The sequence below is a fragment of the Blastococcus litoris genome, assembly GCF_003075095.1.
In the GTDB taxonomy this organism is placed as follows: Bacteria; Actinomycetota; Actinomycetes; order Mycobacteriales; family Geodermatophilaceae; genus Blastococcus_B; species Blastococcus_B litoris.
The window spans coordinates 1-25089 of the sequence record NZ_QCZF01000017.1; the positions used below are offsets into that span (position 1 = coordinate 1).

Genomic DNA, 25089 nt, shown 5'->3' on the forward strand with positions numbered 1-25089 from the left:
CTCACCGTGCTCGGCGACCTCGGCAGCGCGGACGAGTCGGTGACCCGCGGAGCTGCGGCGAGCTGGTCGGGGGCGTCGCCCGCCCTCGCCGTGACCGCCGTCGAGTGCGTCGCCGACCCCGGGACCACGCCGCTGCCGACGACACCCGGGCTGCCCGACGACGCCTACGAGAACGACGGCCAGCTCACGAAGTCCGACGTCCGGGCGGTGACGCTGGCCCGGCTCGCGCCGGTGCCGGGCACGCTGCTCTGGGACGTCGGGGCCGGCGCCGGTTCGATCGGCATCGAGTGGATGCGCGTCCACCCGGCGTCGCGGGCGGTGGCGGTGGAGTCCTCGCCGGAGCGGGCCGCGCGGATCGGCCGCAACGCCTCCCGGCTCGGCGTCCCGCACCTGCAGGTCGTCACCGGACGCGCGCCCGACGCCCTGGCGGGGCTGCCCGCACCCGACGCGGTCTTCATCGGCGGCGGGGTGACGGCCGACGGCCTGGTCGACGCCTGCTGGGACGCGCTGCCGTCGGGCGGCCGGCTCGTGGCGAACGCGGTCACCGTCGAGAGCGAGGCCGTGCTGGCCGCGTGGTTCGCGCGGGTCGGGGGCGACCTGGTGCGGATCGGCGTGCAGCACGCCGAGCCCGTGGGCCGGTTCACCGGCTGGAAGCCGGCGATGCCGGTGACGATCTGGAGCGTGGGGAAGCCGTGACCGTGCACTTCATCGGCGCGGGGCCAGGCGCCGCGGACCTGATCACCGTCCGGGCCGCGCGGCTCATCGCGAGCGCGCCGGTGTGCCTCTACGCGGGGGCGCTGGTGCCGCGGGAGCTGCTCGACACCGCTCCGGCAGGGGCGCGGCTCGTGGACACCGCCGACCTCGACCTCGACCGGATCACCGCCGAGCTGCTCGCCGCGCACGAGGCCGGGCTCGACGTGGCGCGGCTGCACTCGGGCGACCCGTCGGTCTACAGCGCGATGGCCGAGCAGATGCGCCGCCTCGACGCGCTGGGCGTGCCCTACGACGTCGTCCCGGGCGTGCCGGCGTTCGCCGCCGCGGCCGCGTCGCTCAAGCGCGAGCTGACCGTGCCGGGCGTGGGCCAGACGGTGATCCTCACCCGCACGTCGGCCCGGTCGACACCGATGCCGCCGGGGGAGGACCTCGCCACCCTCGGCGCCTCGCGCGCGACCCTCGTGCTGCACCTCGCCGTCCAGCGGATCGCCGAGCTCGTCCCGGAGCTGACCCCGCACTACGGGGTGGACTGCCCGGTCGCCGTGGTGGCGCGCGCCAGCCGGGACGACGAGCTGGTCCTCCGTGGGACGCTGGCCGACATCGCGGCGCAGGTCGAGGAGGCCGGGGTGAAGCGGACGGCGGTGGTGATCGTGGGCGCGGTGCTGACCGCGGGCCAGTTCCCCGACAGCCACCTCTACTCGACGAGTCGATGCCGCTAGGCGCGGCCGACCACCGTCCCGCCGCGGTCGATGACGACGACGTCGACCTCGACCGCGGCGCCGAGCAGCACGCCGAGCGCGGTCTGCCTGGCGCCCGCGGCCACCAGGTCGCCGAGCGGGAGGCCCTCCGCCTGGCACTGCTGCAGGGCGTCGAGCGCGGTGTTGGCGTGGCGCACCCCCTCGACCAGGGCGGGGGAGCCGCCGGCCGCCAGGACCCGCGCGGCCAGCGACTCGGTCGAAACCTGCGAGCGGCCCGAGTGCAGGTCGAGGTGACCGTCGGCGAGCTTCGCGAGCTTGCCGATGCCCCCGGCGATCGTCAGCCGCGGGACCGGGTGCCGGCGCAGGTACTTGAGCACCGCGCCGGCGAAGTCGCCCATGTCGAGCAGCGCGTCCTCGGGCAGGCCGTAGAGCTCGGTCACGACGCGCTCGCTGGTGCTGCCCGTGCAGCCGGCGACGTGCTGGTGACCGGCCGCGCGGGCGACGTCGATGCCGCGGCGGATCGAGTCGATCCACGACGAGCACGAGTACGGGACGACGACGCCGGTGGTGCCCAGGATCGAGAGCCCGCCCAGGATGCCCAGCCGCGGGTTCCAGGTCTTCCGCGCCAGCTCGTCGCCGTGCTCCACGGCGATCTCGACCACGACGTCGCCGCTGCCACCGTGCCGGGCGGCGACCGCGGCGACGTGCTCGCGCATGAACTGCCGGGGCATCGGGTTGATCGCCGGCTCGCCGACGGCCAGCGGGAGCCCGGGCTTGGTCACCGTGCCGACGCCGTGGCCGGCGCGGAAGGTGACGCCGGTGCCGGGCGCGCCGAGGGTGACTCGTGCCGAGACGAGCGCGCCGTGGGTGACGTCGGGGTCGTCGCCGGCGTCCTTGACGATGCCGACGGTGGCGGCGCTCGCCTCGAGGGCCTCGGTGGCCAGCGCGAAGGACGGGTGCTTGTCGTTGGGGAGGTCGATCCGGACCGGGTCGGGGAACTCGCCGGTGAGCAGCGCCGTGTACGCCGCGGTGGTGGCCGCGGTCGCGCAGGCGCCCGTCGTCCAGCCGTAACGCAGCCCCGCGGCGCCGTCCCTGCTCACGCGATCAGCATGCACGGGTGCGTGCGGTGACGGGCCGGGTGCTGCTGCTGGGCGGCACGGGCGAGGCGCGCGGGCTGGCGGAAGCGCTCGCGGCCGAGGGCGTCGACGTGCTCAGCTCTCTGGCCGGGCGCACCGCCGACCCGGTGCTGCCGCCGGGCGAGGTCCGCATCGGCGGGTTCGGCGGCACCGAGGGCCTCGCCGACTGGCTGCGGGCCAACCCGGTGCGGGCACTGGTCGACGCCACGCACCCCTTCGCGCGCGAGATGACCGAGCACGCCGCGCGGGCGGCCGCGCGCACCGGGACCCCGCACCTGCGTCTGCAGCGGCCGGGCTGGCGCGAGCAGCCGGGGGACGACTGGCGCCGGGTCGGTTCGCTGGAGGAGGCCGCCGGGGCGGTGGCCGGCTTCGCGCACGTGTTCGTCACGACCGGGCGGACCGGCCTGGGCGCGTTCGCCGGGCTGACGCAGGAGGTGCTGGTCCGCGCGGTCGACCCGCCGGAGCCGCCGCTGCCCCCGCGCACCACCGTCGTCCTCGAACGGGGACCGTTCAGCGTCGACGACGAGCTCGCGCTGATGCGCGAGCACGCGGTCGACGTCGTCGTCACCAAGGACTCGGGCGGGCACCTGACCGAGGCCAAGCTGACCGCCGCCCGGCAGCTCGGGATCCCGGTCGTGATGGTGCACCGCCCTCCGCTGCCGCCCGGCATGACCGTCGTCGAGACGGTCGAGGACGCCCTGGCCTGGTTGCGGGCTCAGGCCGGGTAGGTCCGCGGGGTCCAGACCGCGCCGCCGGGGCCGACGCGGGTGCGCGAGGACCCGATGATCAGCAGGCAGCGCATGTCGACGGATTCGGGGTCGAGCTCGGCCAGCGTCGTGACGGTGAGCCGCTCCTCGGGGCCGCCGACGTCCCGGCCGACGACCACGACGGTGTCGGCGGACCGGGTCTCCAGCAGCACCTTCTGCGCCTCGCCGAGCTGGTGCGGCCGGTGCTTCGAGCGCGGGTTGTAGAGGGCGATCACCAGGTCGGCCGCGGCGGCGTGCCGCAGCCGGTCGACGACGACGTCCCACGGCTTGAGCACGTCGGACAGCGACATCACGCAGAAGTCGTGGCCCAGCGGCGCGCCCACCCTGGCGGCCACCGCCTGGGCGGCGGTCAGCCCGGGGACGACGCGGACCGGGACGTCGGCGAACTCGGGCCGGTCGGCCACCTCGAGCACCGCGGCGGCCATGGCGAAGACACCGGGGTCGCCGCTGGAGACGACGGCGACGCGGCGCCCGGAGCGGGCGAGCTCCAGCGCGGAGGCGGCGCGCTCGGCCTCGACCCGGTTGTCGCTGGGGTGGCGCACCTGGCGCGGGTTGACCGCGACCCGGTCGAGGTAGGGGCCGTAGCCGACGAGGTCGTCGGCGGCGTCGAGCGCGGCCGCTGCCTCGGGCGTGGTCCAGGCGCGCGAGCCGGGGCCGAGCCCGACCACGACGACCTCGCCCCGGTGCTGGTCCTCGGCGGCCGGCCGCTCGGGCGCGGGCATGTCTCCGGTGAGCAGGCTGGGCAGCAGGGCGAGGGAGAAGTACGGGACGCTCGCCGGGTCGACGTCGGCCAGCGGCAGGGTGCGCTGCCGGTCGGTGGTCGCGCGCTCGACGTAGAGGGCGCGGTCGAGGACGCCGGCGCGGTCGAAGGCTTCGCGCACCTCGGGGAAGGTGCGGCCGAGCTTCATGACGGCCGCGGAGTCCGTCGTCGACAGCCACTCCGCGAGCTCGTCGGCGCCGAGCGTGCCGGGCAGGACGGTGAGCACCTCGTCGCGCTCGACCAGCGGCCGGCCGACCGCCGCGGCCGCGCCGCTGACGCTGGTCACGCCGGGGACGACCTCGGTCGGGTACCGGTGCGAGAGCCGCTTGTGCATGTGCATGTACGAGCCGTAGAAGAACGGGTCGCCCTCGGCCAGGACGACGACGTCGCGGCCGGCGTCGAGGTGCGCGGCCAGGCGGGCGGCGGCCGCTTCGTAGAACTCGTCGATGGCGCCCTGGTACCCACCGGGGTGGTCGGTCGTCTCGGTGGTGACCGGGTAGACGAGGAGCTCCTCGATCTGGCCCTCGCGCAGGTAGGGCTCGGCCAGCGCGCGGGCCACCGAGCGCCCGTGCCGGGCGGCGTGGAAGGCCACGACGTCGGCCGCGCCGATCAGCCGCGCGGCCTTCACGGTCACGAGTTCGGGGTCGCCGGGGCCGAGGCCGACGCCGTAGAGCCGCCCGGAGCTCATTCGACGTCGCTCGCGATCGCGTTGACCGCTGCCGCCGTCATCGCACTGCCCCCACGACGGCCCCGGACGACGAGGAAGTCCAGGTCGGAGGCGGCGAGGGCGTCCTTGGACTCGGCGGCGCCGATGAAGCCGACCGGGACGCCGAGCACGGCGGCGGGGCGGGGCGCGCCGGCCGCGACCATCTCCAGCAGGTGGAAGAGGGCGGTCGGGGCGTTGCCGATGGCGACGACCGCGCCGTCGAGGCGGTCACCCCACAGCTCGAGGGCGGCCGCGGTCCGCGTGGTGCCCAGCTCGGCGGCGAGTGCCGGCGTGCGCGGGTCGTTCAGCGTGCAGACGACGTCGTTGTCCTTGGGCAGCCGGCGCCGGGTGACGCCGGAGGCGACCATCTCGGCGTCGCACAGCACCGGGGCGCCGGCGTCGAGCGCCTGGCGCGCCCGCTCGACGACGGGGGGTGAGTAGGCGAGGTCCCGCACCAGGTCGACCTGCCCGCAGGCGTGGATCATCCGGACCGCGACCCGTGCGACGTCCTCGGGCAGCCCGGTGAGGTCGGCCTCGGCGCGGATGGTGGCGAACGACTGCCGGTAGATCTCGGCGCCGTCCTTCTCGTACTCGTACATCGGCTGAGCGGGTCTCCGTCGACTCGGTGCCGGCGCGGGGCAGCGCCGTGCGGGGGCGAGGCTACGTCCCCGCGGGTGACGCCCACACAGGACCGCGTCACAGCAGGAGCGGTGTGCCGATCAGGATCTCGGTGCCGTCGGGCCGCCAGGTGCGCCATCGGCCGTCGGGTTGTCGAACGACGGAGAAACCGTGGTGGACCTTGGTGTGGTGCCGTTCGCAGAGCAGCGCGCTGTTGTCCAGCGAGGTGTCTCCGCCGTGGATCCAGTGCACGAGGTGGTGGACGTCGCACCAGTGGGAGGGGGCGTCGCAGCCGGTGAACACGCAGGTCCGGTCGCGGTGCTCGACCGCGCGCCGCAGGTGCGGCGGGACGACCCGCTTGGTCCGGCCGACGCCCAGCGGCTGGCCCTCGGGGCCGATGACGATGCGGCTGATGCTGCCGTCGCAGGCCAGCCAGCGGGCGCGGGCGGCGGAGATGGTGGCGCCGAAGCCGGTGGTGGCCGTGGCCGGGCCGGTCGCGGGGTCCGCCAGGTCGTCGAGCGGGATGGTGACCACGACGTGCGGCTTCACCGTGCGCAGCACGGGCAGGCCGCCGGAGGCCAGCGCGGTGTCGGCCAGCTGCACCAGCGCGTCGCCCTGCTGCTGCGACCGGTTCCGCACGTCGCCCTTGGGCCGGGAGGCCTGCACGATCGATTCGAGGGCGGCGCAGAACGTCTCCCCGCCGACCGGGTCCAGCTCGAACCGACCGGTGACCGATCCGTCGTCGTGGCGGGCGATCGACAGCCGCCGCCCCTCGGTGGGGTCGGGCTCAGGGCCGTCGGGGTCGAGCCGGGACAGGACGTGGCGCACCACCCGGCCCAGGTCGGCGTGCGGCTGGGCGGCGGCGACACCGGCCAGCAGCCGGTCGAGTTCGGCCAGGTCGATCCCCTGGCCCACGACTTCGGCCTGCACGTGCACGGACGCCAGCGGGGCGATCACCGCCACCTGCTCGGCGGACACCTGACCGGCCGCGGCGGCCGCGGCGACCGCCGGCATCCGCTCCAGCGTCCGGCCGTTGCCCACCACGCGGGCCGCCTCCCGCACCGAGAACCGCAGGCGCCCGCGCAGCCACGAGCGCATCGAGGCCTGCCCGTCCCGCTCTGGGGCCTGCACGTTCTCGGCCCGGCGGACGGTGGTGGCCAGTTCGGCGTCGACGGCGTTGCGCACCGCCACCAGCAGCGCGGTCCGCTCCAGAACCTGGTCGGCGGTCGCCAGCTCCTCGAGGGGCTCGGCGTCCAGCAGCGACCGCAGCAGCTCCCGCACGACACCTCCCACCCGTTCGATCAGGTGTTCGAAGACTACCGCTGATCCGCCCGTCCCGCACTACGAATCCCCAGGTCAAAGGGCTGTCCACAGGTTTGCCCGCCGCCTTACGCGTCGTTCACGCTGTCCGACACGACGTTCCACCTCGTCGGGTGGCGAGCCGGCCGCGGTGTTCGACCAGGCGAGGGAGGCGGCGCAGGGCAAGGACGTCCGGCTCGGTGGCGGGGCCTCCGTCGTCCGGGAGTTCCTCGACGCGGATCTGGTGGACACCCTGCACGTGGCGGTCGCACCCCTCGAGCTGAGCGCGGGACCCGGCTCTGGGAGTCACCGGACGAGCTGCGCGACCGCTGCCACGTCGACGTCGTGCCCAGCCCGAGCGGCGTGGGCCACCACCTGTTCTGGCGGAGGTGACGGCTCAGCCGATCCGGTAGCCCGATCCCGTCGCGACGACGTCGACGACGTCGCCCGACGGACGGCCGCACCGCCGCTCGCAGCCGACCCAGTGCTGGCGTACGCCCTCCGCAGGGAGGGAGCCCGTCGCGACGGCCCGGACGACGTCGCCCCGGACGTCGGCCAGCGATTTCGCGCAGCCCGGCCGTCCGGCGCAGGCCGTGACCCGCAACCACGGGCTCCCGGGCTCCAGGACGAGACCGGCCGCGGACAGCTCGTCGAGCGCGGACGCGTCCGGCAGGTCCGGCACCACGATGCTGCGCCACGGCGTCAGCTGCAGGTCGGTGGCGGCGGTGTCGGCGAGCAGCCCGGCCTGGTCGACGGTCACCCGGCCCAAAGGGACGACGGCGACGAGGGCCGTCCGGCCGTCGTCCTGGCGCACGACGCCCGCGGGCCCGGCGGCCGGCGGGGGAGGAACGGACAGGAGCGGGCCCGGAGCGCTGCCGAGCGCCGCGGCGATCCGCGCCGGGCCGTCGGCCAGCTCGGCCACCCGCCAGGCGGTCCCACCCTGCTCGGCGCGCTCGGCCAGGAAGGCGCCGGTTGCGGCCAGGGCGAGCGGGACGGCGTCCGCGGCTCCGCACCGCAGCCCGGTGTCGGCCCCGGCGAGCAGCAGCGCAACGGTGGAGCCGTCGACCGCGAGCAGTCCGACGTCCGCCCCCAGACCGGCGACGTCACCGCGGCCGTCGTCGAACGCCGCCAGGTAGCGGCCCGGCAGGGCGGCGAGCGCAGGGTCGGCGCACATCGCGGCGTCGAACGCCGACACCCACGGACGGACGTCGACGAAGCCCTCGGCGCGTCCGCTCAGGACGCTGGCCAGCACGTTGCGCGCCGTCTCGTGGGTCGCACTCGGGAGCAGACCCGCGGCGGCGAGGCGGTCGCCCAGCTCGCCCTCCGCGCCGCTGCGCACCCCACGCAGCTGGACGTTCCCCCGGCTGGTCAGCTCCAGCGCGCCGTCGCCCAGCTCCTGGGCGGCGTCGGACAGGACGAGGAGCTGGTCGACGGTCAGTGCGCCACCCGGTACCCGCACGCGCGCCAGGGCTCCGTCGGCCGCGGGATGGGTCTGCAGCGCGCCGGGGCAGGCGTCGGCGCGCTCACGGGTCGGGAAGGCGGTCATGGCGCTGCCGAGGTTAGGCGTCACCCCATCGGTCGTTGACCGCCGGCGCGGCGCCGCGCAGTGGGCGCGTGATCGGCGCTCCCGCCGTGATGACCTGCGGGCGTTCCGCACGCTCGGCGCGGAGGCGAGGGGGCGCGGGCACCCGCTACCGCCCGTCGCCGCGGCCCTCGCCGTTCCCGTGCTGGCCCTCGAGCACGCCCACCGACCTCGCCGACGGTCGTGGTCCACTGGGTGCACCGCCCGTGCCGACCCAGGAGACCCATGTCCCGCCGCACCACCCCGCGCCTGCTCGCCGTCCCCGCCGCCGTGATCGCGGTCGTCCTCTCCCTCACCGCCTGCGCCGACGACAGCGCCGGCAACGCGGCGGAGGAGACGACCGCGCAGGAGACGTCCGCGCAAGCGTGCGAGACCCGCGCGGACACGGCCGGCGCACCGGAGGAGATCTCCACCGACCTGGCGGAGAAGCCGGAGGTCCCGGCGACCGACGCCGCGCCGCCCTGCGGCCTGGAGATCAGCGACGTCGTCGTCGGCGAGGGCCCGGAAGCGGTCGCCGGCGCGTCGGTCGACGTCAAGTACGTCGGCGCCTTCTACGGCACCGGCGAGGAGTTCGACTCCTCGTGGAGCCGCGGCGAGGAGGAGACCCTGCCGGTGACCGTCGGTGCCGGTCAGGTCATCCCCGGCTTCGAGCAGGCGATCGAGGGCATGCACGTGGGTGGCCGCCGGATGGTCGTCATCCCGAGCGAGCTCGGCTACGGCTCGACCGCCCGGGGACCCATCCCCGCGGACTCGACCCTCGTCTTCGTCCTCGACCTGGTGCAGGTCGCCTGACCGCAGGCCCCTGGACGGCGCGCGGTAGCGTCCCGGCCACATCACGGCAGTCAGCGAGGAAGCCGGTGCGATTCCGGCGCGGTCCCGCCACTGTGAGCCTTCGGGTGAGCCAGACACTCCGGCTGCCGTGCCCTTCGACCCGGGGCGCGGACCCCGAGTGAGGCAGTGCGCGTGTTCACGTTGCTCTCCACCAGCGACACCGACCTCCTCTCGGCCCGGGCCAGCGGGGCCGGCTGGCGCCTCGGGAACCCGGCCCGGCTCGACTCCGCCGGCATCGCCGCGCTCGTCGACGGCAGCGAGCTGGTCGTCGTCCGCATCCTCGGCGTCCGCCGCCAGTACGAGGAGCTGCTCGCGCCCCTGGTCGCCGGACCGGCGCCGGTCGTCGTCCTCGGCGGGGAGCAGGTGCCCGACGCCGAGCTGATGGAGCTGTCCACCGTGCCGATGGGCGTGGCGACCGAGGCGCACGGCTACCTCGCGCAGGGCGGCCCCGACAACCTGACCCAGCTGCACCGGTTCCTGTCCGACACCGTGCTGCTGACCGGCGAGGGGTTCGAGCCGCCGTCCGTGGCGCCCGACTGGGGTGTGCTGGAGCGAGCGTCGCGGGGCAGCGGCCCCACCGTCGCCGTGCTCTACTACCGCGCGCACCACCTCGCCGGGAACACCGCCTTCGTCGAGTCGCTCTGCACCGCGGTCGAGGACGCCGGCGGCCGTGCCCTGCCGGTCTTCGTGAGCTCGCTGCGCTCGGTGCCGCCCGAGCTCCTCGACGTCCTCCGCACCGCCGACGCCCTGGTCGTCACCGTGCTGGCGGCCGGCGGGTCGCGCCCGGCCACGGCCCAGGCCGGTGGGGACGACGGCGCCTGGGACGTCGGGCAGCTCGCCGAGCTGGACGTGCCGGTGATCCAGGGCCTGTGCCTCACCCGCTCCCGCGCCGACTGGCTCGCCGACGACGACGGTCTCTCGCCGCTCGACGTCGGCAACCAGGTGGCGATCCCCGAGTTCGACGGCCGCCTGATCAGCGTGCCGTTCTCGTTCAAGGAGACCGACGCCGACGGCCTGACGCACTACGTCGCGGATCCCGAGCGGGCCGCCCGCGTGGCCGGCACCGCCGTCGCGCACGCCCGGCTGCGGCACACGCCGCCGGCGCAGCGGCGCATCGTCGTGATGCTGAGCGCGTACCCGACCAAGCACGCCCGCATCGGCAACGCCGTCGGCCTGGACACCCCTGCGTCGGTCGTGCGCCTGCTCGCGGCGATGGCCGGCCAGGGGTACGACATCGGCCCGTTCGACGGGCCCGGCGCTCTGCCCGGTGTCGCCGACCTCGACGGCGACGCCCTCGTGCACGCGCTGATCGCCGCCGGCGGCCAGGACGCCGACTGGCTCACCGAGGAGCAGCTCTCCGGCAACCCGGTCCGCATCCCGGCCGCCCGCTACCGCGCATTCTTCGACACCCTCCCCGAGGACCTGCGGTCGCAGGTGGTGGAGCACTGGGGCGAGGCCCCGGGGTCGCTGTTCGTGGACGGCGGCGACGTCGTCTTCGCCGCCCTGCGCGCCGGCAACGTCGTCGTCATGGTGCAGCCGCCGCGCGGCTTCGGCGAGAACCCGATCGCGATCTACCACGACCCCGACCTGCCGCCGTCCCACCACTACCTGGCCGCCTACTGGTGGCTGCGGTCGGAGTTCGGGGCGCACGCGCTCGTGCACGTGGGCAAGCACGGCAACCTGGAGTGGCTGCCCGGCAAGACCGTCGGGTTGTCGGCGAGCTGCGGGCCGGACGCCGCGATCGGCGACCTTCCGCTGGTCTACCCGTTCCTGGTCAACGACCCGGGGGAGGGCTCGCAGGCCAAGCGCCGGGCGCACGCCACCCTGGTCGACCACATGGTCCCGCCCATGGCCCGGGCCGACTCCTACGGCGACATCGCCCGCCTGGAGCAACTGCTCGACGAGCACGCCAACGTCGCGGCGATGGACCCGGCGAAGCTGCCCGCCGTCCGGGCGCAGATCTGGACGCTGCTGCAGGCCGCCAAGCTCGACCACGACCTCGGGCTGGCCGAGCGGCCGGAGGACGACCACTTCGACGAGATGATCCTGCACGTCGACGGGTGGCTCTGCGAGATCAAGGACTCCCAGATCCGCGACGGCCTGCACGTGCTCGGCTCACCGCCGACCGGGCAGGACCGGGTCGACCTGGTGCTCGCGATGCTCCGCGCCCGGCAGATCTGGGGCGGGTCCGTCGCGCTGCCCGGGCTGCGCCAGGCGCTCGGCCTGGCCGAGGACGGGACGGCGGGGCTGAAGGAGACCGACCGGGTCGAGGCGCTGGCCGAGGCCCTGGTCTCGCGCATGGAGGCGGCCGGCTGGACCGCGGGCGCCGTGGACGGCGTCGTGCGGGGGGTGCTGGACAGGGACGACGAGCAGGTCGGTGCGGTCCTGCGGTTCGCCGTCGACGAGATCGTGCCGCGGCTGGAGCGCACCACCGACGAGCTCGACGCCACCCTGCACGCGCTCGAGGGCGGGTACGTGCCGGCCGGGCCGTCCGGCTCGCCGCTGCGCGGGCTGGTCAACGTGCTGCCGACCGGCCGCAACTTCTACTCGGTCGACCCGCGCGCGGTGCCCTCGCGGCTGGCCTGGGAGACCGGCCAGGCGCTGGCCGAGTCGCTGGTCGAGCGGTACCGCGACGACACGGGGGAGTACCCGCGCTCGGTCGGGCTGTCGGTCTGGGGGACGTCGGCGATGCGCACCTCCGGGGACGACGTCGCCGAGGTGCTCGCGCTGCTCGGCGTCCGCCCGGTGTGGGACGACGCATCGCGGCGGGTGACGGGCCTCGAACCCGTCCCGCTGGACGAGCTGGGCCGGCCGCGGATCGACGTCACCGTGCGGATCAGCGGCTTCTTCCGCGACGCGTTCCCGCACGTGGTCACGATGCTCGACGACGCCGTCACCCTCGCCGCCTCGCTCGACGAGCCCGCGGAGCAGAACTTCGTGCGGGCGCACGTGGACGCCGACCTCGCCGAGCACGGCGACCGCCGCCGGGCGACCACCCGGGTGTTCGGCTCCAAGCCCGGCGCCTACGGGGCCGGCCTGCTCTCGCTGATCGACAGCCGGAACTGGCGCGGCGACGCCGACCTCGCCGAGGTCTACGCCGTGTGGGGTGGCTACGCCTACGGCCGCGGCCTCGACGGCGTGCAGGCGCGACCGGACATGGAGACCGCCTACCGGCGCATCGCCGTCGCGGCCAAGAACGTCGACACCCGGGAGCACGACATCGCCGACTCCGACGACTACTTCCAGTACCACGGCGGGATGGTGGCCACGGTCCGCGCGCTGACCGGGGCCGCCCCCGCCGCCTACGTCGGCGACTCGACCCGGCCCGAACAGGTGCGCACCCGCTCGCTCGTGGAGGAGACCTCCCGCGTCTTCCGCGCCCGCGTGGTGAACCCGAAGTGGCTCGAGGCGATGCGCCGGCACGGCTACAAGGGCGCCTTCGAGCTGGCAGCGACCGTCGACTACCTGTTCGGCTACGACGCCACGACCGGCGTCGTCGCCGACTGGATGTACGAGAAGCTCGCGCAGACCTACGTGCTCGACCCGGAGAACCGCGAGTTCATGGAGAAGAGCAACCCGTGGGCGCTGCACGGCATCGCCGAGCGGTTGCTGGAGGCGGTCGACCGCGAGATGTGGGCCGAGCCCGACCCGGCGCTGCTGGCCGAGCTGCAGCAGGCCTACCTCGACACGGAGGGCGACCTGGAAGGCGGGGAGACGCCGGCCCAGCAACCGGTCTGAGTCACCCGACGGGGGTGGCGGCGTCCTCGGCCTCGATGGCGGCGTTCCACTCGCGCTTGCCGGCCTGCCAGCGGTCCTCGGTGTCGCCGCGCCGCCAGTAGCCGGAGATCGAGGTGAACTCCGGGTCCAGCCCGCGTTCGGCGCGCAGGTGCCGGCGCAGGTCGCGGACGGCGTTCGCCTCGCCGTGCACGAACACGTGCCCGGTCCCCGCCGGGAGCGGCGTCGCCTCGACGGCCTGCACGAGGGCCACGCCGGGCAGCGCGTCCCCGCGGTGCAGCCAGCGCAGCTCGACGCCGGGGGAGAGGACCAGGTCGGTCTGCTCCTCCTCGGGGCCGCTGACCTCGACGAAGACGAGGGCCGGCACCCCGGCCGGGAGTCGTTCCAGGGTGGCGGCGATCGCGGGCAGCGCGGCCTCGTCACCGGCCATCAGGTGCCAGTCGGCCTCGGGGTGCGGGGCGTAGGCGCCGCCCGGGCCCATCAGCTGGATGACGTCGCCCGGCTTCGCGGCAGCGGCCCACGGGCCGGCCAGCCCCTCTTCGCCGTGGTGCACGAAGTCGATGGTCAGCTCGCCGGTCGCCGCGTCCCAGGCGCGCACGGTGTAGGTCCGCGTGACCGGCCAGAGCTCGCGGGGCAGGTCGGCCTGCAACTGCTCGACGTCGAACGGTGCGGAGTAGGACGCCCCGGCGGGCGCGAAGAAGAGCTTGACGTAGTGATCGGTGAACTCGCCCGCCGGGAAGCCGGCCAGCCCGTCGCCGCCCAGGACGACCCGGATCATGTGGGGGGTGATCCGCTCGGTCCGGAGCACCGTCCCCACGCGCGGCGCTCGACGGCGGCGTCCGCCGTCCGGCGCGGGAGCGGGACGTGCCGGGGACTGCTCGGTCATGCGGATCCTCCAGGGACCTGCGCGACGGACTGCCGCGGCCAGGTAAGGGGAACCTTAGTCGCCGATCCCGGGCATGGGGTGTGACGTCGGTCAGCCCCGGCTCGCCGGTCGTGCGCGGACGTGGATCCGCTCGCCCTGGGGGCCGAACAGGCCGAGGGCCTCGGCGGGCCGGGGCTCCGGGTTGGTGATCGCGTGCGGAGTGCGGGTGTCGAACTCGGCGACCTCGCCGGCGGTCAGCGTGACGTCGTGCTCGCCGAGCAGGAGGCGGAGCCGGCCCGACAGCACGTAGAGCCACTCGTAGCCCTCGTGGCTCTGCTGCTCGAGCGGGCCGCCGGGCCACCGTGCCGGGTAGATGATCTTGTAGGCCTGGAGTCCGCCCGGCCGGCGGGTCAGCGGGATCATCGTCAGCCCGTGCCGCTGGATGGCCCGCTGGTGGATCCGCGGGTCGCCGGTCTCGGGCGCGTCGACCAGCTCGTCGAGCGGCACCTGGTGGGCGCGCGCCAGCGGCAGCAGGAGCTCCAGCGTCGGCTTGCGCTGCCCCGATTCCAGGCGCGACAGGGTGCTCACCGAGATGCCGGTGTCCGCCGACAGCTGGCCGAGCGTCCCGCCGCGCTCCACCCGCATCGCACGCAGCCGCGGCCCGACCGCCGACAGCACACCGCTGAACCCGGTCTCGTCATCCTTTGCCATACCGGCAACGATAGTTGTCATTCCGGCGCAATGGGGCGGACAGTCGCCAGGACGACCCCGAGCGGAGGAGACAAGTGATGGACGAGCGGTACGACGTGGTGGTGGTCGGCGGCGGCGCGGCCGGGCTGAGCGGGGCGCTGTCCCTGTCCCGGGCGCGACGGAAGGTGCTGGTGATCGATGCGGGCGCTCCGCGGAACGCGCCGGCCGGGCACGTGCACAACTACCTGGGGCGCGAGGGCACCCCGCCGGCGGAGCTGCTGGCCATCGGCCGGGACGAGGTGGCCGGTTACGGCGGGCAGGTCGTCGCCGGAGAGGTCGTCGGCGCCGAGCGCCTGGACGACGGCTTCCGCGTCGACCTCGCCGACGGGAGCCGCGTGCACGCGCGGCGGCTGCTGGTCACCACCGGCCTGACCGACGAGCTGCCCGACGTGACGGGCCTGCGCGAGCTGTGGGGGAGCGACGTCCTGCACTGCCCCTACTGCCACGGCTGGGAGGTGCGCGACCAGGCGATCGGCATCATCGGCGGCCCCATGGGCGTGCACGCCGGGCTGCTGTGGCGGCAGTGGAGTGCCGACGTGACGCTCTTCCGGCACACCGGCCCCGAGCCGACCGAGGAGGAGCGGGCCCAGCTGTCGGCCCTGGGCGTGCGGATCGTCGAGGGCGAGGTCGCGGCGGTCGAGACCACCGGCGGGCGGCTGTCCGGCGTCCGGATGGCGTCCGGCGAGGTCGTGGCCCGGGAGGTCGTGGTGGCGCCGCCGCGGATGGATGCCAACTCTTCCGTGCTGGATTCCCTCGGCCTCCGGGCCGAGGAGTTCGAGATGAACGGCACCGTCGTCGGCACCTACATCCCCTCGGAGCCGATGGGCGCCACGAGCGTTCCCGGGGTGTGGGTCGCGGGCAACGTGGCCAACCTGCAGGCGCAGGTCATCTCGGCGGCGGCCGCCGGGCTGAACGCCGCGGCGCACATCAACATGGACCTGATCACCGAGGACGCCCGGCTCGCCGTGGCCGCGGCGCAGCGGCCGCACCACGTGCACGACTGGGAGGCGCAGTACCGGTCGCACGGGGTGCCGCACGGCGGCGGGCCGAATGCCTCGCTGGTCGCCGCCGCGACCGACCTGCCGGCCGGCTCCGCGCTCGACGTCGGGTGCGGCGAGGGCGCGGACGCGATCTGGCTCGCGGCACGGGGCTGGCGGGTGACGGCGGTCGACGTCTCCCCGACGGCGCTGGAGCGGGCCGCCGGCCGGGCCGCGGCGGTCGGCGTCGAGGTCGACTGGCGCCGGGCCGACGTCGCGGCGGGGCTGCCGGACGTGTCCGGGTACGACCTGGTGACGTCGCACTTCCTGCACTCGCACGGGGAAGCGCGCCAGAAGGTCTTCGCGCAGCTGGCCGCAGCGGTCGCGCCCGGCGGGACCCTGCTCCTCGTCGGGCACGACACGTCCGACCTCGCGATCGGCGCCCACCGGTCGCACGACCCGGACATGTGCTGGAGCGCTGAGGACGTCGCCGCCTCCCTCGACCCGGCGGAGTGGGAGGTCGTCGTCGCCGAGGCCAGGCCGCGGGACGCGATGCCGAACGAGGGCGACGTGGTGACGGTCCACGACGCCGTCGTCGTGGCCCGCCGCAGGTGACCGCCGGCCGCCGGGTCGCCGTCCCTCGACGACGACCCGGCGGCCCCGGTCAGCGCTGGCCGAGGTAGGCCGACGCGGTCGCCCGCAGCCGGTCGTGCACGCCGTCGGCGACGACGGCGTCCGCGCCCAGGTACCTCTTCGCGAGCTTCGCGACCATCGTGTAGTTGGTGTCCACGACGTTGCCCGCCGGAGCGAGGCCCGCCTGGCTGACCAGCTGGTAGGCGTCGAGCTGGTCCCACCCGGTGAGCTCGGCGGCCCAGGTGACCAGGTCGTGCTGGCTGACCCGGTAGGCGTCCTCCAGGGGCCGGGTGGACCCGGTCGACATCAGGAAGTCGTCGCTCTCGATCCGCGGCCAGGCGGGGCCCCCGCCCTTGACCAGGTCGACGACGACGACGGTGCGCATCGCCGCCTCGACCGCGGTGCCGCAGACCTCGCCCTCGCCCTGCCGGCAGTGCCCGTCACCGAGCGACAGCAGCCCGCCGGGCACGTTCACGCCGAAGTAGGCAGTGGTGCCGGCGCGCATCTCCGGGGTGTCCATGTTCCCGCCGTGCGCGCCGGGGGTGATGCTGGCGAAGACCTCGCCGCCGGCCGGGGCGACGCCGATGGTCCCGTGCATGGGGTCCAGCGGGAGCTCGACCTCGGGACCGCCCTTCCGCGGGCGGAAGAGGCAAGTGCCCTTCTCGCGGTCGACCTCGTAGACCCACACGATCTCCTCGAGCGGGTCGTGCAGCATCGCCGTGCTGTGGGTGGCGGTCAGCGCCCCGAAGTGCGGGAACGTGGCCGACACCGCCCAGTCGCGGGCCGGCGCGATGTCGACCAGGTGCACCGCCAGCGTGTCGCCGGGTTCGGCCCCCTCCACCGCGATCGGGCCGGTCACCGGGTTGAGGTAGGGGAACTCGCAGACCTGGCTCGGCAGGTCGTCGCTGCTGCGCACCCGCCCGCCGAAGCAGTCCTCGGTCGCGAGCTCGACGACCGTCCCGGGCCGGACGGTGATCGGCGGCTCGCCGCCACCGAAGGTGTACCGCAGCTGCTCCGGCGTGGGGGTCAGCTGGACGACGTCCAGAGCGGTCACAGCTTCTCCTCCGAGGTCAGCTCGGCCTCGCGGCCGGTCACCAGCAGCGCGACGAGCAGCACGATGCCGGCGCCCAGCCAGATCAGGCCGAGGGTCTGCGCGGCCAGCTTCGCGTTGATCAGCACGTACAGCAGGATGGCGAACCCGATGACCGGGACGACGAGGTGCAGCCACCAGTTGCGGCTCTTGAGCCGGCCGATGAAGTGCACGACGACCGACACGTGCAGCAGCAGGAAGGCAGTCAGCGCGCCGAAGTTGACCAGGGTGGACAGCGTCCCGATGCCGTAGTCGTCCTTGGTGGTCATGTAGAGCCCGAGCGCGAGGGAGATGGCCGCGACCACGAGGGTGGCGTTGACCGGCACGCGCCGGGTCGGGTGGATCCTCGCGAGGAAGCCCGGCAGCTGCTTGTCGCGGGCCATGGCGAACAGGAGCCGCGACGTCGCGGCCTGGGCCACGAGGGAGTTCGCGAAGCCCCAGGCGATGGCGGTGGCGATCGCGGTCAGGGTGGCCAGCCACGCGCCGCCGGCGACGTCGGCCGCGTCGTAGAACGCCGTGCCCGCGGCGTCGCCCTCGGCGATCAGCGTGTCGGGGTCGGGGACGAGCAGGGCCGCGATCCAGGTCTGGACGATGAACAGCGTCCCGGCCAGCGCCAGGGCGGCGATCATCGCCTTGCCGATCGAGCGGGCGGACTCGCGGTTCTCCTCCGCCAGCGTCGAGATGCCGTCGAAGCCGAGGAAGCTCAGCACGGCGATGGAGACCGCGCCGAAGACCAGCTCCAGCGAGAACGTGTCGCTGTTGTAGACGGGGGAGAAGTCGAAGCCCCGGCCCTCACCGGACGCCAGCGCGACGACGCCGATGACCAGGAAGATCGCCAGCACGATCAGCTCGCCGATGAGCATGATGCGGTTGACCCGCGCCGTGAACTCGATGCCGAAGTAGTTGACGACGGTGTTGAGGACGACGAACGCGATCAGCCACGCCCACACCGGGATGCCGCCGAGGCCGGAGATCGAGTTCATCGCGATCGAGGCGATCAGGTACAGCAGGCCGGGGACCAGCACGTAGTCGAGCAGGATCATCCAGCCGGCGATGAAGCCCACGGGCTGTGCGATGCCGCGACCGGCGTAGGTGTAGACCGAGCCGGCCATCGGGAACGCCCGCGACATCTGCGAGTACGACGCCGCGGTGAAGGCCATGGCCAGGCCGCCGATCGCGTAGACCAGCGCGACCATGCCGCCCGACGCCTGGAAGACGCTGCCGAAGATGCCGAACGGTGCGATCGGCACCATGAAGATGAGGCCGTAGACGAGCAGGTCGGTGAAGCTGAGGGAGCGCTTGAGCTCCTGCTGGTACCCGAAGGCCTCGACGCCCGGGTCGCCGGTGGCCGGGACGGTGCCCCGGGCTGCGCCGGCCACCGGGCCGGCGGGGTCGGTGGTGCGGTGTTCGCTCATCGCGGGCTCCTACGTCTCTACCCTCCGGCGCTCGGCCGGGCCGGGTGGAGAGTAAGACCAACTGCTTCCATGTGGAAGTAACGATTTAGCTGCGCGCGGCCCCGGCCAGCTCGCGGAAGGTGAGCCCGTCGGCCTGGGCCAGCCGGGGCGCGGCCCGTCGCCACCGCGCGGACCGCCCGTCCGCCAGCGCGGCGGCCCGCCGGACGCCGTCGTAGACCCCGCGCGCGTAGGCGCAGACGACCGGGGCGCCGGGGCCCGACCGGCGGGCGTGGCGCTCCTCCAGGGCGAGCTGCCCCTCGTCGGCGCCGCCGTCGGCCGCGGCGAAGGAGGGCATGCAGGCGAACAGGCCGCCGGTGCTGTCGCCGCCGAGCGCGTAGAGCCCGTTCTCCTCGAGCGCTCCGGAGAGGCGGACGACGCGGCGGTCCAGGCCGGCCCGGGTGAACTCGCGGTTGAACGCGACCAGGTCGCGGCCCACGAGGCTGATCAGCACGGCGTCGGCCCGGGCGCGGGAGACCAGGTCCAGGAGCGCGCCCACGTCGGACGGGCCGAAGGGCACCAGGGCCTCCCCGACGACCTCGCCACCGACCTCGGCCAGGACGTGCTGCGCGGCGCGGTGAACCGCCCTCGGCCACACGTAGTCGGTGCCGAGCAGCACCCACCGGCGGGCCCGGCGGTTGCGCACCAGCCAGGCGACCGCGCCGGCGTGCTGCTCCAGCGGCGAGGCGCCGATCCGGACCACCCCGGGACGACGGCGGCCGCCCTCGTGCGGCGGGGTGAACACGTAGCGGACGTCCGGCGGGAGCGCGGACTCCAGGGCGCGGTGCACGTCGCTGGTGTGGAAGCCGACGAGCAGGTCGAAGGCGCCGGCGCAGTGCAGCATCGCGGCCTCGGCGGCGACGACCTCCGGCGAACGGCCCGAGTCCATCGCCACCAGCTCGACCTGCCGCCCGCCGACACCGCCGCCGGCGTTCAGCTCGTCCGCGGCCAGGCCGGCCAGGTCGAGGGCCGAGGGGGCGGTCATGGCCAGGGGGCCGGTCAGCGGCACCGCGAGGCCGACGCGGACGGTGTCCGGGGCGGGGCCGGACAGCAGGACCTCCCACGGGTCCAGGAGTCCGGTCGATCGGGGCACCTGATGAGTATGGTGCCGCCATGGGTCCAGCAGCGGGCGCGGCAGCCGAGGCGTCGCCCGGCCGGGTGTCCGACGACCTCGTCGAGCTGCTGACGGTGACCCAGCGGCGGGTGGCGCGCGGTGTCGCCGCCGTGCTCGCCGAGGACGGCGCCACCCTGGACGGCTACCGGCTGCTCCGCTCGCTGGCCGGCAGCGCCGGCCGCTCGATGGGCGAGCTGGTGTCCGCGCTGCACCTGCCGGCGCCGACGCTGACCCGCCTGGTCGACGGCGCCGTCGACGCGGCGCTGGCCTACCGGCTGCCCGATCCGCAGGACGGCCGCAAGGTCGTCGTCCACCTGTCCGAGCCCGGTCGGGTACGCCTGACCCGGCTGGAGGCGCTGGTCGGCGCGCACGAGTCGGCGCTCGCGGCGTCGCTCGGCACCGAGCGGGTCGCTGCGCTGGTGCGCGCCCTCACGGAGCTGGCCGCCGAGGAGCGCTGAGCCCCGCGCTCAGCTCTCGGGCGGGAAGAGGGCGCCGACCCCGAACCGGGTGGGCCGCTCGAACGGCCGCCAGTCGTGCCGCGGCTGGGCCAGCCGGTCGGCGACCACCCAGAGGACGGCGGGGTCGTGGCCCATCCCGAGGTGGCTGCTGCGCACGGCGACGTTCTCGCTGGTCGGCCCGGTCTGCTGGCGGCACGCCTGCCAGTCGACGACGCCGTCCCACCGGGAGTAGACGGCGGTGCTCGGGACCGGCAGGGGACGGGACAGGGTCGTCCGCGGTCGATGCCGGGGCCCGGCGAGCCACGGCTGGTGCGAGGCGAAGGGGGAGCCCAGCGAGACGACCTGCCGCACCTGGCGGGGGCTCTGCCGCGCCAGCCTGCGTGCGTAGATCCCGCCCAGGCTCCAGCCGACGATGCTCACCGCTGTCCGGTGCTCGGCGGCCAGGCGGTCGAGCAGGCGGGTCAGGCCCTCGTCGATCTCCCGGCCCGGGCGGTTGCGGCCCAGGTCCCAGCCGACCACCGGGTAGCCGAGGCGCCGCAGCCACGTGCGCAGCACCCGCGTCGACACGTCGGAGGCGAGGAAGCCGGGGAGCACCAGCACCGGGTGCGGCTCGCCGCGCGGCGCCCACCGGAGGAGGGGCAGCGCGGACGCCGCGGCACCCCCGGCGCTCACCAGCGTCCGGGCAGGCTCCGTCGCGGCCAGGAGCAGGGCACGACGACGGGCGGACCGGGGGTCGCTCACCGGCGCCTCAGCCGCCCTGGAGGGCGGCCGGGCCCTCCGGCGCCTCGGACCGCGCGACCGGCGGCCCGGTCAGCACGGCGTGGACGATCATGCGCTGGGCCGCGGAGAACTTGGGGTGGCAGGTCGTCAGCGTCAGGTAGGAGCCGGCGGCCGCGGCGCCCGGCTGCCCTGGGACGGGGGCGATCACGTCGACGGCGGAGGGGTCGACGATCTGCCGCCCCGGCACGCCGTCGACGGCCACCGAGAGGTCGCCGGTCTGCTGGTCGCCCAGGACGCGGTACTCGTACCAGGCGTCGGCGGTCTCGACGACGATCGCGTCGCCCGGCTGGAGCTGGTCGAGGTCGAGGAACGGCGAGCCCTTGCCGACGCGGTGCCCGGCGACGGCGAAGTTCCCCGCCTCCCCGGGCATGGCGGTGTCGACGTAGTGCCCCGGCCCCTGGGCGAGCTCGTCCTGGCTGGTGCCCTCGACGATCGCCCGGGCGTAGTCGTCCCCGAGCCGCGGGATGTGCAGGAAGGCGAACGCCTGGCCGACGGGCACGTCGCCGATCGGTGCCGGGGGAGCGGCCGGCACGGGTGGGGCCGCTTCCCACTCGTCGCGCAGCTCGTGCGTCAGGTCGTCCTGCGCGCGGTCGCTGAGCAGGTCGGTGACGTAGAGCTCGTAGACCACGAACAGGAGCAGGACGGCGCCCGCGGTGACCATCAGTTCCCCGAGGGCCCGCATGAAGGTGCCGACCGGGTCCCGCTGCACCGGGGGAGGCGGCCTGCGCTCGATCGGCTCGGCCGTGGCGACGTCGTCCATGCGCCGGCTCAGCCGTCCGTCGGCGGGAGCAGGCGGGGAGCGAACACCTCGTCGATGGGCCGGGGGCCCACGTACTGGCGGCAGGTGCACGGCACCCATGCGACGCCTGCCCAGCGCCCGCGCTTGTCGTACGTGTCGCGGCGGAGCTCGGCGTAGCAGGTGTCGGTCGAGCGGTCGTGCTGGCTCAGCGTGTGCCCGCAGCCGCACACCGGGGTCACCGGAGGCGGCGCAGCGGTCCTGCGGCGGCCCACCCGGCCGGCCACGAAGCCCGCGACCAGCAAGGCGCCGCCGACCAGCAGGCTGACCGGATCCATCCCCCGCACTCCCTCCGCTCGGCGGTCCCACGACGGTAACGCGCGCCGAGCCGGAACGGTCCCCGGGAGGTCCCAGGTGGAGACGGCACGGGACCGTCCGGAATCGCCCGATCGGGGGGATTGATCGACTGTGAGGCGGGGCACAGGAAGATCGTGGACACGTACGCCGTGGGATTCGCGCGACCCGATCGCTGGTCGCACGGCCACCAGCCGGAGCAGACCCATCCCTGGCACGCGGTCGAGGCCCACCGCCCCTCGTCCGAGCTCGACGGCGAGGTCGAGCTCGCCGTCTGCGGTGCGATCGTCCAGGTGTGGGGGTCGCAGAGGTGGGAGCGCGTGGGCAGCGGCCGCACCGCCTGCCCCGAGTGCCGGCGGGTCACCGCTGCCGCCAAGCCGCTGACGTCGGCCCGCTGAGCCGCCGGATCAGCCGGTGGATCAGCCGGTGGGCTTCCGCCCGCTGATCGCCGACAGGCCGGTGATCTCCCGGCCCACGATGAGCGCCTGCACCGAGTCGGTGCCCTCGAACGTGAAGACCGCCTCCATGTCGGCGTGGTGCCGGGCGACGTGGTGGTCGATCAGGATCCCGTCGCCGCCCAGGATGTCGCGGGCGTCGGCCACGATCGCCCGGGCCTTGGCGGCGTGGTTCATCTTCGCCAGCGACGCCATGGCCGCGGTCATCCGGCCGGCGTCGGCCAGCTTCGACAGCCGCCAGCACATGAGCTGCATGGACGTGATCTCGGCGAGCATCCGCGCGAGCTTGTCCTGCACCAGCTGGAACCCGGCGATCGGCTGGCCGAACTGCACCCGCTGGAGCGCGTGGGCGAGCGCCAGCTCGTAGGAGGCGGTCGCCAGCCCCAGCGCCCGCCAGGCGACGGTGTACCGCGTGCGGTCGAGGACCTGCGAGACGTCCTTGAAGGAGTGGCAGTTGGCGAGCTTGTTCTCCACCGGCACGCGGACGTCGTCCAGGCCGATCTCGGCCTGCCACACCGCGCGCAGCGCCGTCTTGCCGGTCATGACGGTCGCCGAGAAGCCGGGCGTGCCCTTCTCGACGACGTAGCCCCCGACCGCGCCGTCCTCGCCGCGCGCCCAGATGATCACGTAGTCGGCGATGGAGCCGTTGCCGATCCACTTCTTCTGGCCGTTCAGGACGTAGGCGTCACCGTCCCGGCGCGCCGAGGTCTCCAGGCCGACGGCGTCGGAGCCGTGCTGGGGCTCGGTGAGCCCGAACGCGCCGATCTTCTCCAGCCGCGCCATCTCCGGCAGCCAGCGCTCGCGCTGCTCCTCGTCGCCGAGCAGGGCGATCGACTGCATGGCGAGGAAGCTGTGCACGCCGTTGAAGGTGCCGACGCTGCCGTCGGCCCGGGCGAGCTCGGCGGCGACCAGCCCGGCCGAGACCGCGCTCATGCCCGGGCAGCCGTAGCCCTCGATGGTGCCCCCCACGATGCCGACCTCGGCCAGGCGCGGCACCAGCTCGAAGGGGAACTCGGCCTTCTCCCAGTACTCGTTGATCCTCGGGGTCACCTCCGTGTCGCAGAAGGCGCGGACCCGGTCGCGGATCTCGATCTCCTCGGGCTCGAGGAGATCCTCGAGGGCGTAGAAGTCGGGGCTGAGGTCGCTCACCCGTCGGACGGTACGGCCGCGGGCGCCATGCCGCGCGCGGTAGCTTGCGCTGACCTGCCGGCCGACGGGGGAGGGCGTGTGCCGTTCCTGATCCAGCGCCTGTCGCGGTACCTGCGGCTGCGCCTGACGGGCTGGCGGCTGCCCCTGGCCGTCGCGCTGTTCGTGTTCCTGACCAGCTGGCTCGGCATGGCGCTGCTCGAGACCGCCGGCAGCGGCGTCGCCGACCCCGGCACCTACTGGTGGTACTTCCTGGTCACGTCGGCGACGGTCGGCTACGGCGACGTCTTCCCGGCGACGGTCGGCGGCCGCATCATCGGCGCCTACGTGATCGTCGGCGGCATCGTCACCCTCACGCTCCTGTTCACCCAGCTGGCCGGCGCCCTGCAGTCGATCCGGGGCCGGCGTCTGAGAGGTGTGGTTCCCCTGGACCTGTCCGGTCACGTCGTCCTCCTCGGCTACTGGCCGGGGCGCACCGAGCGGATCGTCGAGGAGCTGACGGCGGAGGGGCGGTTCCAGGTGGCGCTGTGCGCCTGGGACGACGTCCCGGAGAACCCGCTGCCCGACCAGCCGGCAGTGCACTTCGTCCGCGGTGACCTGACCCACGAGGACGTGATGACGCGGGCCTGCGTCCAGCGCGCCCGGACGGCGGTCATCGACGGCCGCGACGACAACGAGACGCTGGCGGTCGCGGTCGCGATCGACCACGCCAACCCGGACATCCACCTGGTGGCTGCCCTGCGCGACCTCGGCCGCCGGGAGAACCTGCGGTACGTGAACCCGGGTGTGCAGGCGGTGCAGTGGCACATGCCGTTCCTGCTGTCCGAGGAGGCGACCGACCCCGGCATCACCCAGGTCTACAACGACCTGATGAGCAGCCGCGGGCACGGCAACACCTACTCGATGCGGGTCCCGGCCGGCTTCCCGCACCCCTCGTTCGGTGACTGCCAGACCTGGTTCGGGCGGACCTTCGGGGCGACCGTGCTGGCCGCCCGCGGGGACGACGGCCTCGTCGTCAGCCCGTCCTGGGACACGCCGGTCCCGCCGGGGACGACGCTGTACTACGTCGCGTCCGAGCGGATCGACGACGGCCGCCTCGCCGCCGGGCGCTGACTCTCAGAGCAGCCCGAACACCGCCGCGAGGGCGAGCCCGGCGCCGACGAGCAGCAGCAGGACGACGGTGACGGTCAGCAGGACCGGGACGACGACCCAGCGGCGCTTGAACCGGCGCCGGCGGGGTGGCGGGGGAGGGGCGGCCGGTCGCCGCTCGGCCTCCTTGCGCTCGCGCCGCTTGTCGGCGAGGTGCCTGGCCTGGTCGCGGGCGTCGCGGGCCACCGAGCCCAGCAGCGCCCTCGACGCCGACGCGAGCGCCCGCAGGTCCTCGCCCTCGATCCGTTCCATCGAGCTGCCGGGCAGCCGGCGGGGGACCGGGGG

At 74.8% G+C, this 25089-nt stretch carries 23 protein-coding genes, 1 pseudogene and 1 riboswitch; of the genes and pseudogenes, 9 read left to right on the forward strand and 15 right to left on the reverse strand.

The window, feature by feature from the left end; translation table 11 throughout:
• Both cbiT and cobM read left to right on the forward strand, forming a co-directional pair.
• The coding region (cbiT, locus tag DCS98_RS22005) for a precorrin-6Y C5,15-methyltransferase (decarboxylating) subunit CbiT (protein ID WP_116453628.1) at window positions 1–696 on the forward strand (696 nt) is incomplete at its 5' end.
• Window positions 693–1433, forward strand: coding sequence for a precorrin-4 C(11)-methyltransferase (cobM, locus tag DCS98_RS22010; protein WP_116453629.1), 741 nt, complete (start codon window positions 693–695; stop codon window positions 1431–1433). The genes cbiT and cobM, both read left to right, overlap by 4 nt.
• Here the strand turns inward: cobM and DCS98_RS22015 are convergent.
• Complete coding sequence (locus tag DCS98_RS22015; protein ID WP_116453630.1) at window positions 1430–2512, reverse strand: cobalt-precorrin-5B (C(1))-methyltransferase; 1083 nt, start codon at window positions 2510–2512, stop codon at window positions 1430–1432. The two genes, cobM and DCS98_RS22015, sit on opposite strands and share 4 nt — an antisense overlap.
• Before the next feature lie 17 nt (window positions 2513–2529).
• Here DCS98_RS22015 and DCS98_RS22020 point away from each other — a divergent pair, with 17 nt between their 5' ends.
• Entirely contained in the window at window positions 2530–3276 is a 747-nt protein-coding gene (locus DCS98_RS22020) for a cobalt-precorrin-6A reductase (protein ID WP_241038582.1), read from the forward strand.
• Here DCS98_RS22020 and DCS98_RS22025 read toward each other — a convergent pair.
• From DCS98_RS22025 to DCS98_RS22045, 4 genes are all read right to left on the reverse strand, one after another.
• On the reverse strand, window positions 3264–4763 hold the full coding sequence (locus DCS98_RS22025; protein WP_116453632.1) for a precorrin-2 C(20)-methyltransferase: 1500 nt from the start codon (window positions 4761–4763) through the stop codon (window positions 3264–3266). The genes DCS98_RS22020 and DCS98_RS22025 overlap by 13 nt on opposite strands.
• Window positions 4760–5380: a precorrin-8X methylmutase gene (locus DCS98_RS22030; protein ID WP_116453633.1), complete on the reverse strand. Its 621-nt coding sequence runs from the start codon at window positions 5378–5380 to the stop codon at window positions 4760–4762. The genes DCS98_RS22025 and DCS98_RS22030 overlap by 4 nt, the downstream gene beginning before the upstream one ends.
• A 97-nt stretch (window positions 5381–5477) precedes the next feature.
• Entirely contained in the window at window positions 5478–6680 is a 1203-nt protein-coding gene (locus tag DCS98_RS22035) for an HNH endonuclease signature motif containing protein (protein ID WP_116453634.1), read from the reverse strand.
• Between the two features lie 415 nt (window positions 6681–7095).
• Entirely contained in the window at window positions 7096–8244 is a 1149-nt protein-coding gene (locus DCS98_RS22045) for a nitrite/sulfite reductase (RefSeq protein ID WP_116453635.1), read from the reverse strand.
• Between the two features lie 261 nt (window positions 8245–8505).
• On the opposite strand from DCS98_RS22045, the gene DCS98_RS22050 reads away from it, so the two are divergent.
• Both DCS98_RS22050 and cobN read left to right on the forward strand, forming a co-directional pair.
• Complete coding sequence (locus DCS98_RS22050) at window positions 8506–9072, forward strand: FKBP-type peptidyl-prolyl cis-trans isomerase (protein ID WP_116453636.1); 567 nt, start codon at window positions 8506–8508, stop codon at window positions 9070–9072.
• A gap of 9 nt (window positions 9073–9081) precedes the next feature.
• Window positions 9082–9212: riboswitch (cobalamin riboswitch) on the forward strand.
• Between the two features lie 31 nt (window positions 9213–9243).
• Window positions 9244–12849, forward strand: coding sequence for a cobaltochelatase subunit CobN (gene cobN, locus DCS98_RS22055; RefSeq protein WP_116453650.1), 3606 nt, complete (start codon window positions 9244–9246; stop codon window positions 12847–12849).
• Between the two features lies 1 nt (window position 12850).
• Here the strand turns inward: cobN and DCS98_RS22060 are convergent, their stop codons facing one another.
• Both DCS98_RS22060 and DCS98_RS22065 read right to left on the reverse strand, forming a co-directional pair.
• Window positions 12851–13732, reverse strand: coding sequence for a siderophore-interacting protein (locus DCS98_RS22060; RefSeq protein ID WP_116453637.1), 882 nt, complete (start codon window positions 13730–13732; stop codon window positions 12851–12853).
• A gap of 90 nt (window positions 13733–13822) precedes the next feature.
• On the reverse strand, window positions 13823–14422 hold the full coding sequence (locus DCS98_RS22065) for a helix-turn-helix domain-containing protein (RefSeq protein WP_116453638.1): 600 nt from the start codon (window positions 14420–14422) through the stop codon (window positions 13823–13825).
• 77 nt (window positions 14423–14499) lie between these two features.
• On the opposite strand from DCS98_RS22065, the gene DCS98_RS22070 reads away from it, so the two are divergent.
• A complete protein-coding gene (locus DCS98_RS22070; RefSeq protein ID WP_116453639.1) occupies window positions 14500–16053 on the forward strand; it encodes a bifunctional NAD(P)/FAD-dependent oxidoreductase/class I SAM-dependent methyltransferase in 1554 nt (517 codons plus the stop codon).
• A 49-nt stretch (window positions 16054–16102) separates the two neighbouring features.
• Here the strand turns inward: DCS98_RS22070 and DCS98_RS22075 are convergent, their stop codons facing one another.
• From DCS98_RS22075 to DCS98_RS22085, 3 genes are all read right to left on the reverse strand, one after another.
• Window positions 16103–17125, reverse strand: a complete 1023-nt coding sequence (locus tag DCS98_RS22075; RefSeq protein WP_116453640.1) for an acetamidase/formamidase family protein — start codon at window positions 17123–17125, stop codon at window positions 16103–16105.
• Entirely contained in the window at window positions 17122–18576 is a 1455-nt protein-coding gene (locus DCS98_RS22080) for an APC family permease (protein WP_116453641.1), read from the reverse strand. The genes DCS98_RS22075 and DCS98_RS22080 overlap by 4 nt, the downstream gene beginning before the upstream one ends.
• 85 nt (window positions 18577–18661) lie before the next feature.
• Window positions 18662–19705, reverse strand: coding sequence for an ABC transporter substrate-binding protein (locus DCS98_RS22085; protein ID WP_116453642.1), 1044 nt, complete (start codon window positions 19703–19705; stop codon window positions 18662–18664).
• A gap of 20 nt (window positions 19706–19725) precedes the next feature.
• On the opposite strand from DCS98_RS22085, the gene DCS98_RS22090 reads away from it, so the two are divergent.
• Entirely contained in the window at window positions 19726–20184 is a 459-nt protein-coding gene (locus DCS98_RS22090; protein WP_116453643.1) for a MarR family winged helix-turn-helix transcriptional regulator, read from the forward strand.
• Window positions 20185–20193: 9 nt separating this feature from the next.
• Here DCS98_RS22090 and DCS98_RS22095 read toward each other — a convergent pair whose 3' ends face one another.
• The 3 genes from DCS98_RS22095 to DCS98_RS22105 are packed head-to-tail and all read right to left on the reverse strand — an operon-like array spanning window position 20194 to window position 22038.
• Window positions 20194–20925 (reverse strand): esterase/lipase family protein, encoded by a 732-nt coding sequence (locus DCS98_RS22095; protein ID WP_116453644.1) that lies wholly within the window; start codon window positions 20923–20925, stop codon window positions 20194–20196.
• Window positions 20926–20932: 7 nt separating this feature from the next.
• On the reverse strand, window positions 20933–21724 hold the full coding sequence (locus tag DCS98_RS22100; RefSeq protein WP_241038584.1) for a class E sortase: 792 nt from the start codon (window positions 21722–21724) through the stop codon (window positions 20933–20935).
• An 8-nt stretch (window positions 21725–21732) separates the two neighbouring features.
• Window positions 21733–22038, reverse strand: coding sequence for a hypothetical protein (locus tag DCS98_RS22105; RefSeq protein WP_116453645.1), 306 nt, complete (start codon window positions 22036–22038; stop codon window positions 21733–21735).
• Window positions 22039–22191: 153 nt separating this feature from the next.
• On the opposite strand from DCS98_RS22105, the gene DCS98_RS22110 reads away from it, so the two are divergent.
• Window positions 22192–22452, forward strand: coding sequence for a hypothetical protein (locus tag DCS98_RS22110; RefSeq protein ID WP_116453646.1), 261 nt, complete (start codon window positions 22192–22194; stop codon window positions 22450–22452).
• Between the two features lie 21 nt (window positions 22453–22473).
• Here the strand turns inward: DCS98_RS22110 and DCS98_RS22115 are convergent, their stop codons facing one another.
• Entirely contained in the window at window positions 22474–23658 is a 1185-nt protein-coding gene (locus DCS98_RS22115) for an acyl-CoA dehydrogenase family protein (protein ID WP_116453647.1), read from the reverse strand.
• 78 nt (window positions 23659–23736) lie between these two features.
• Between DCS98_RS22115 and DCS98_RS22120 the strand changes: the two genes are divergently transcribed.
• Entirely contained in the window at window positions 23737–24768 is a 1032-nt protein-coding gene (locus tag DCS98_RS22120) for an ion channel (protein ID WP_116453648.1), read from the forward strand.
• A 3-nt stretch (window positions 24769–24771) separates the two neighbouring features.
• Here the strand turns inward: DCS98_RS22120 and DCS98_RS22125 are convergent.
• A pseudogene (locus DCS98_RS22125) lies at window positions 24772–25089 on the reverse strand (hypothetical protein); the annotation flags it as partial.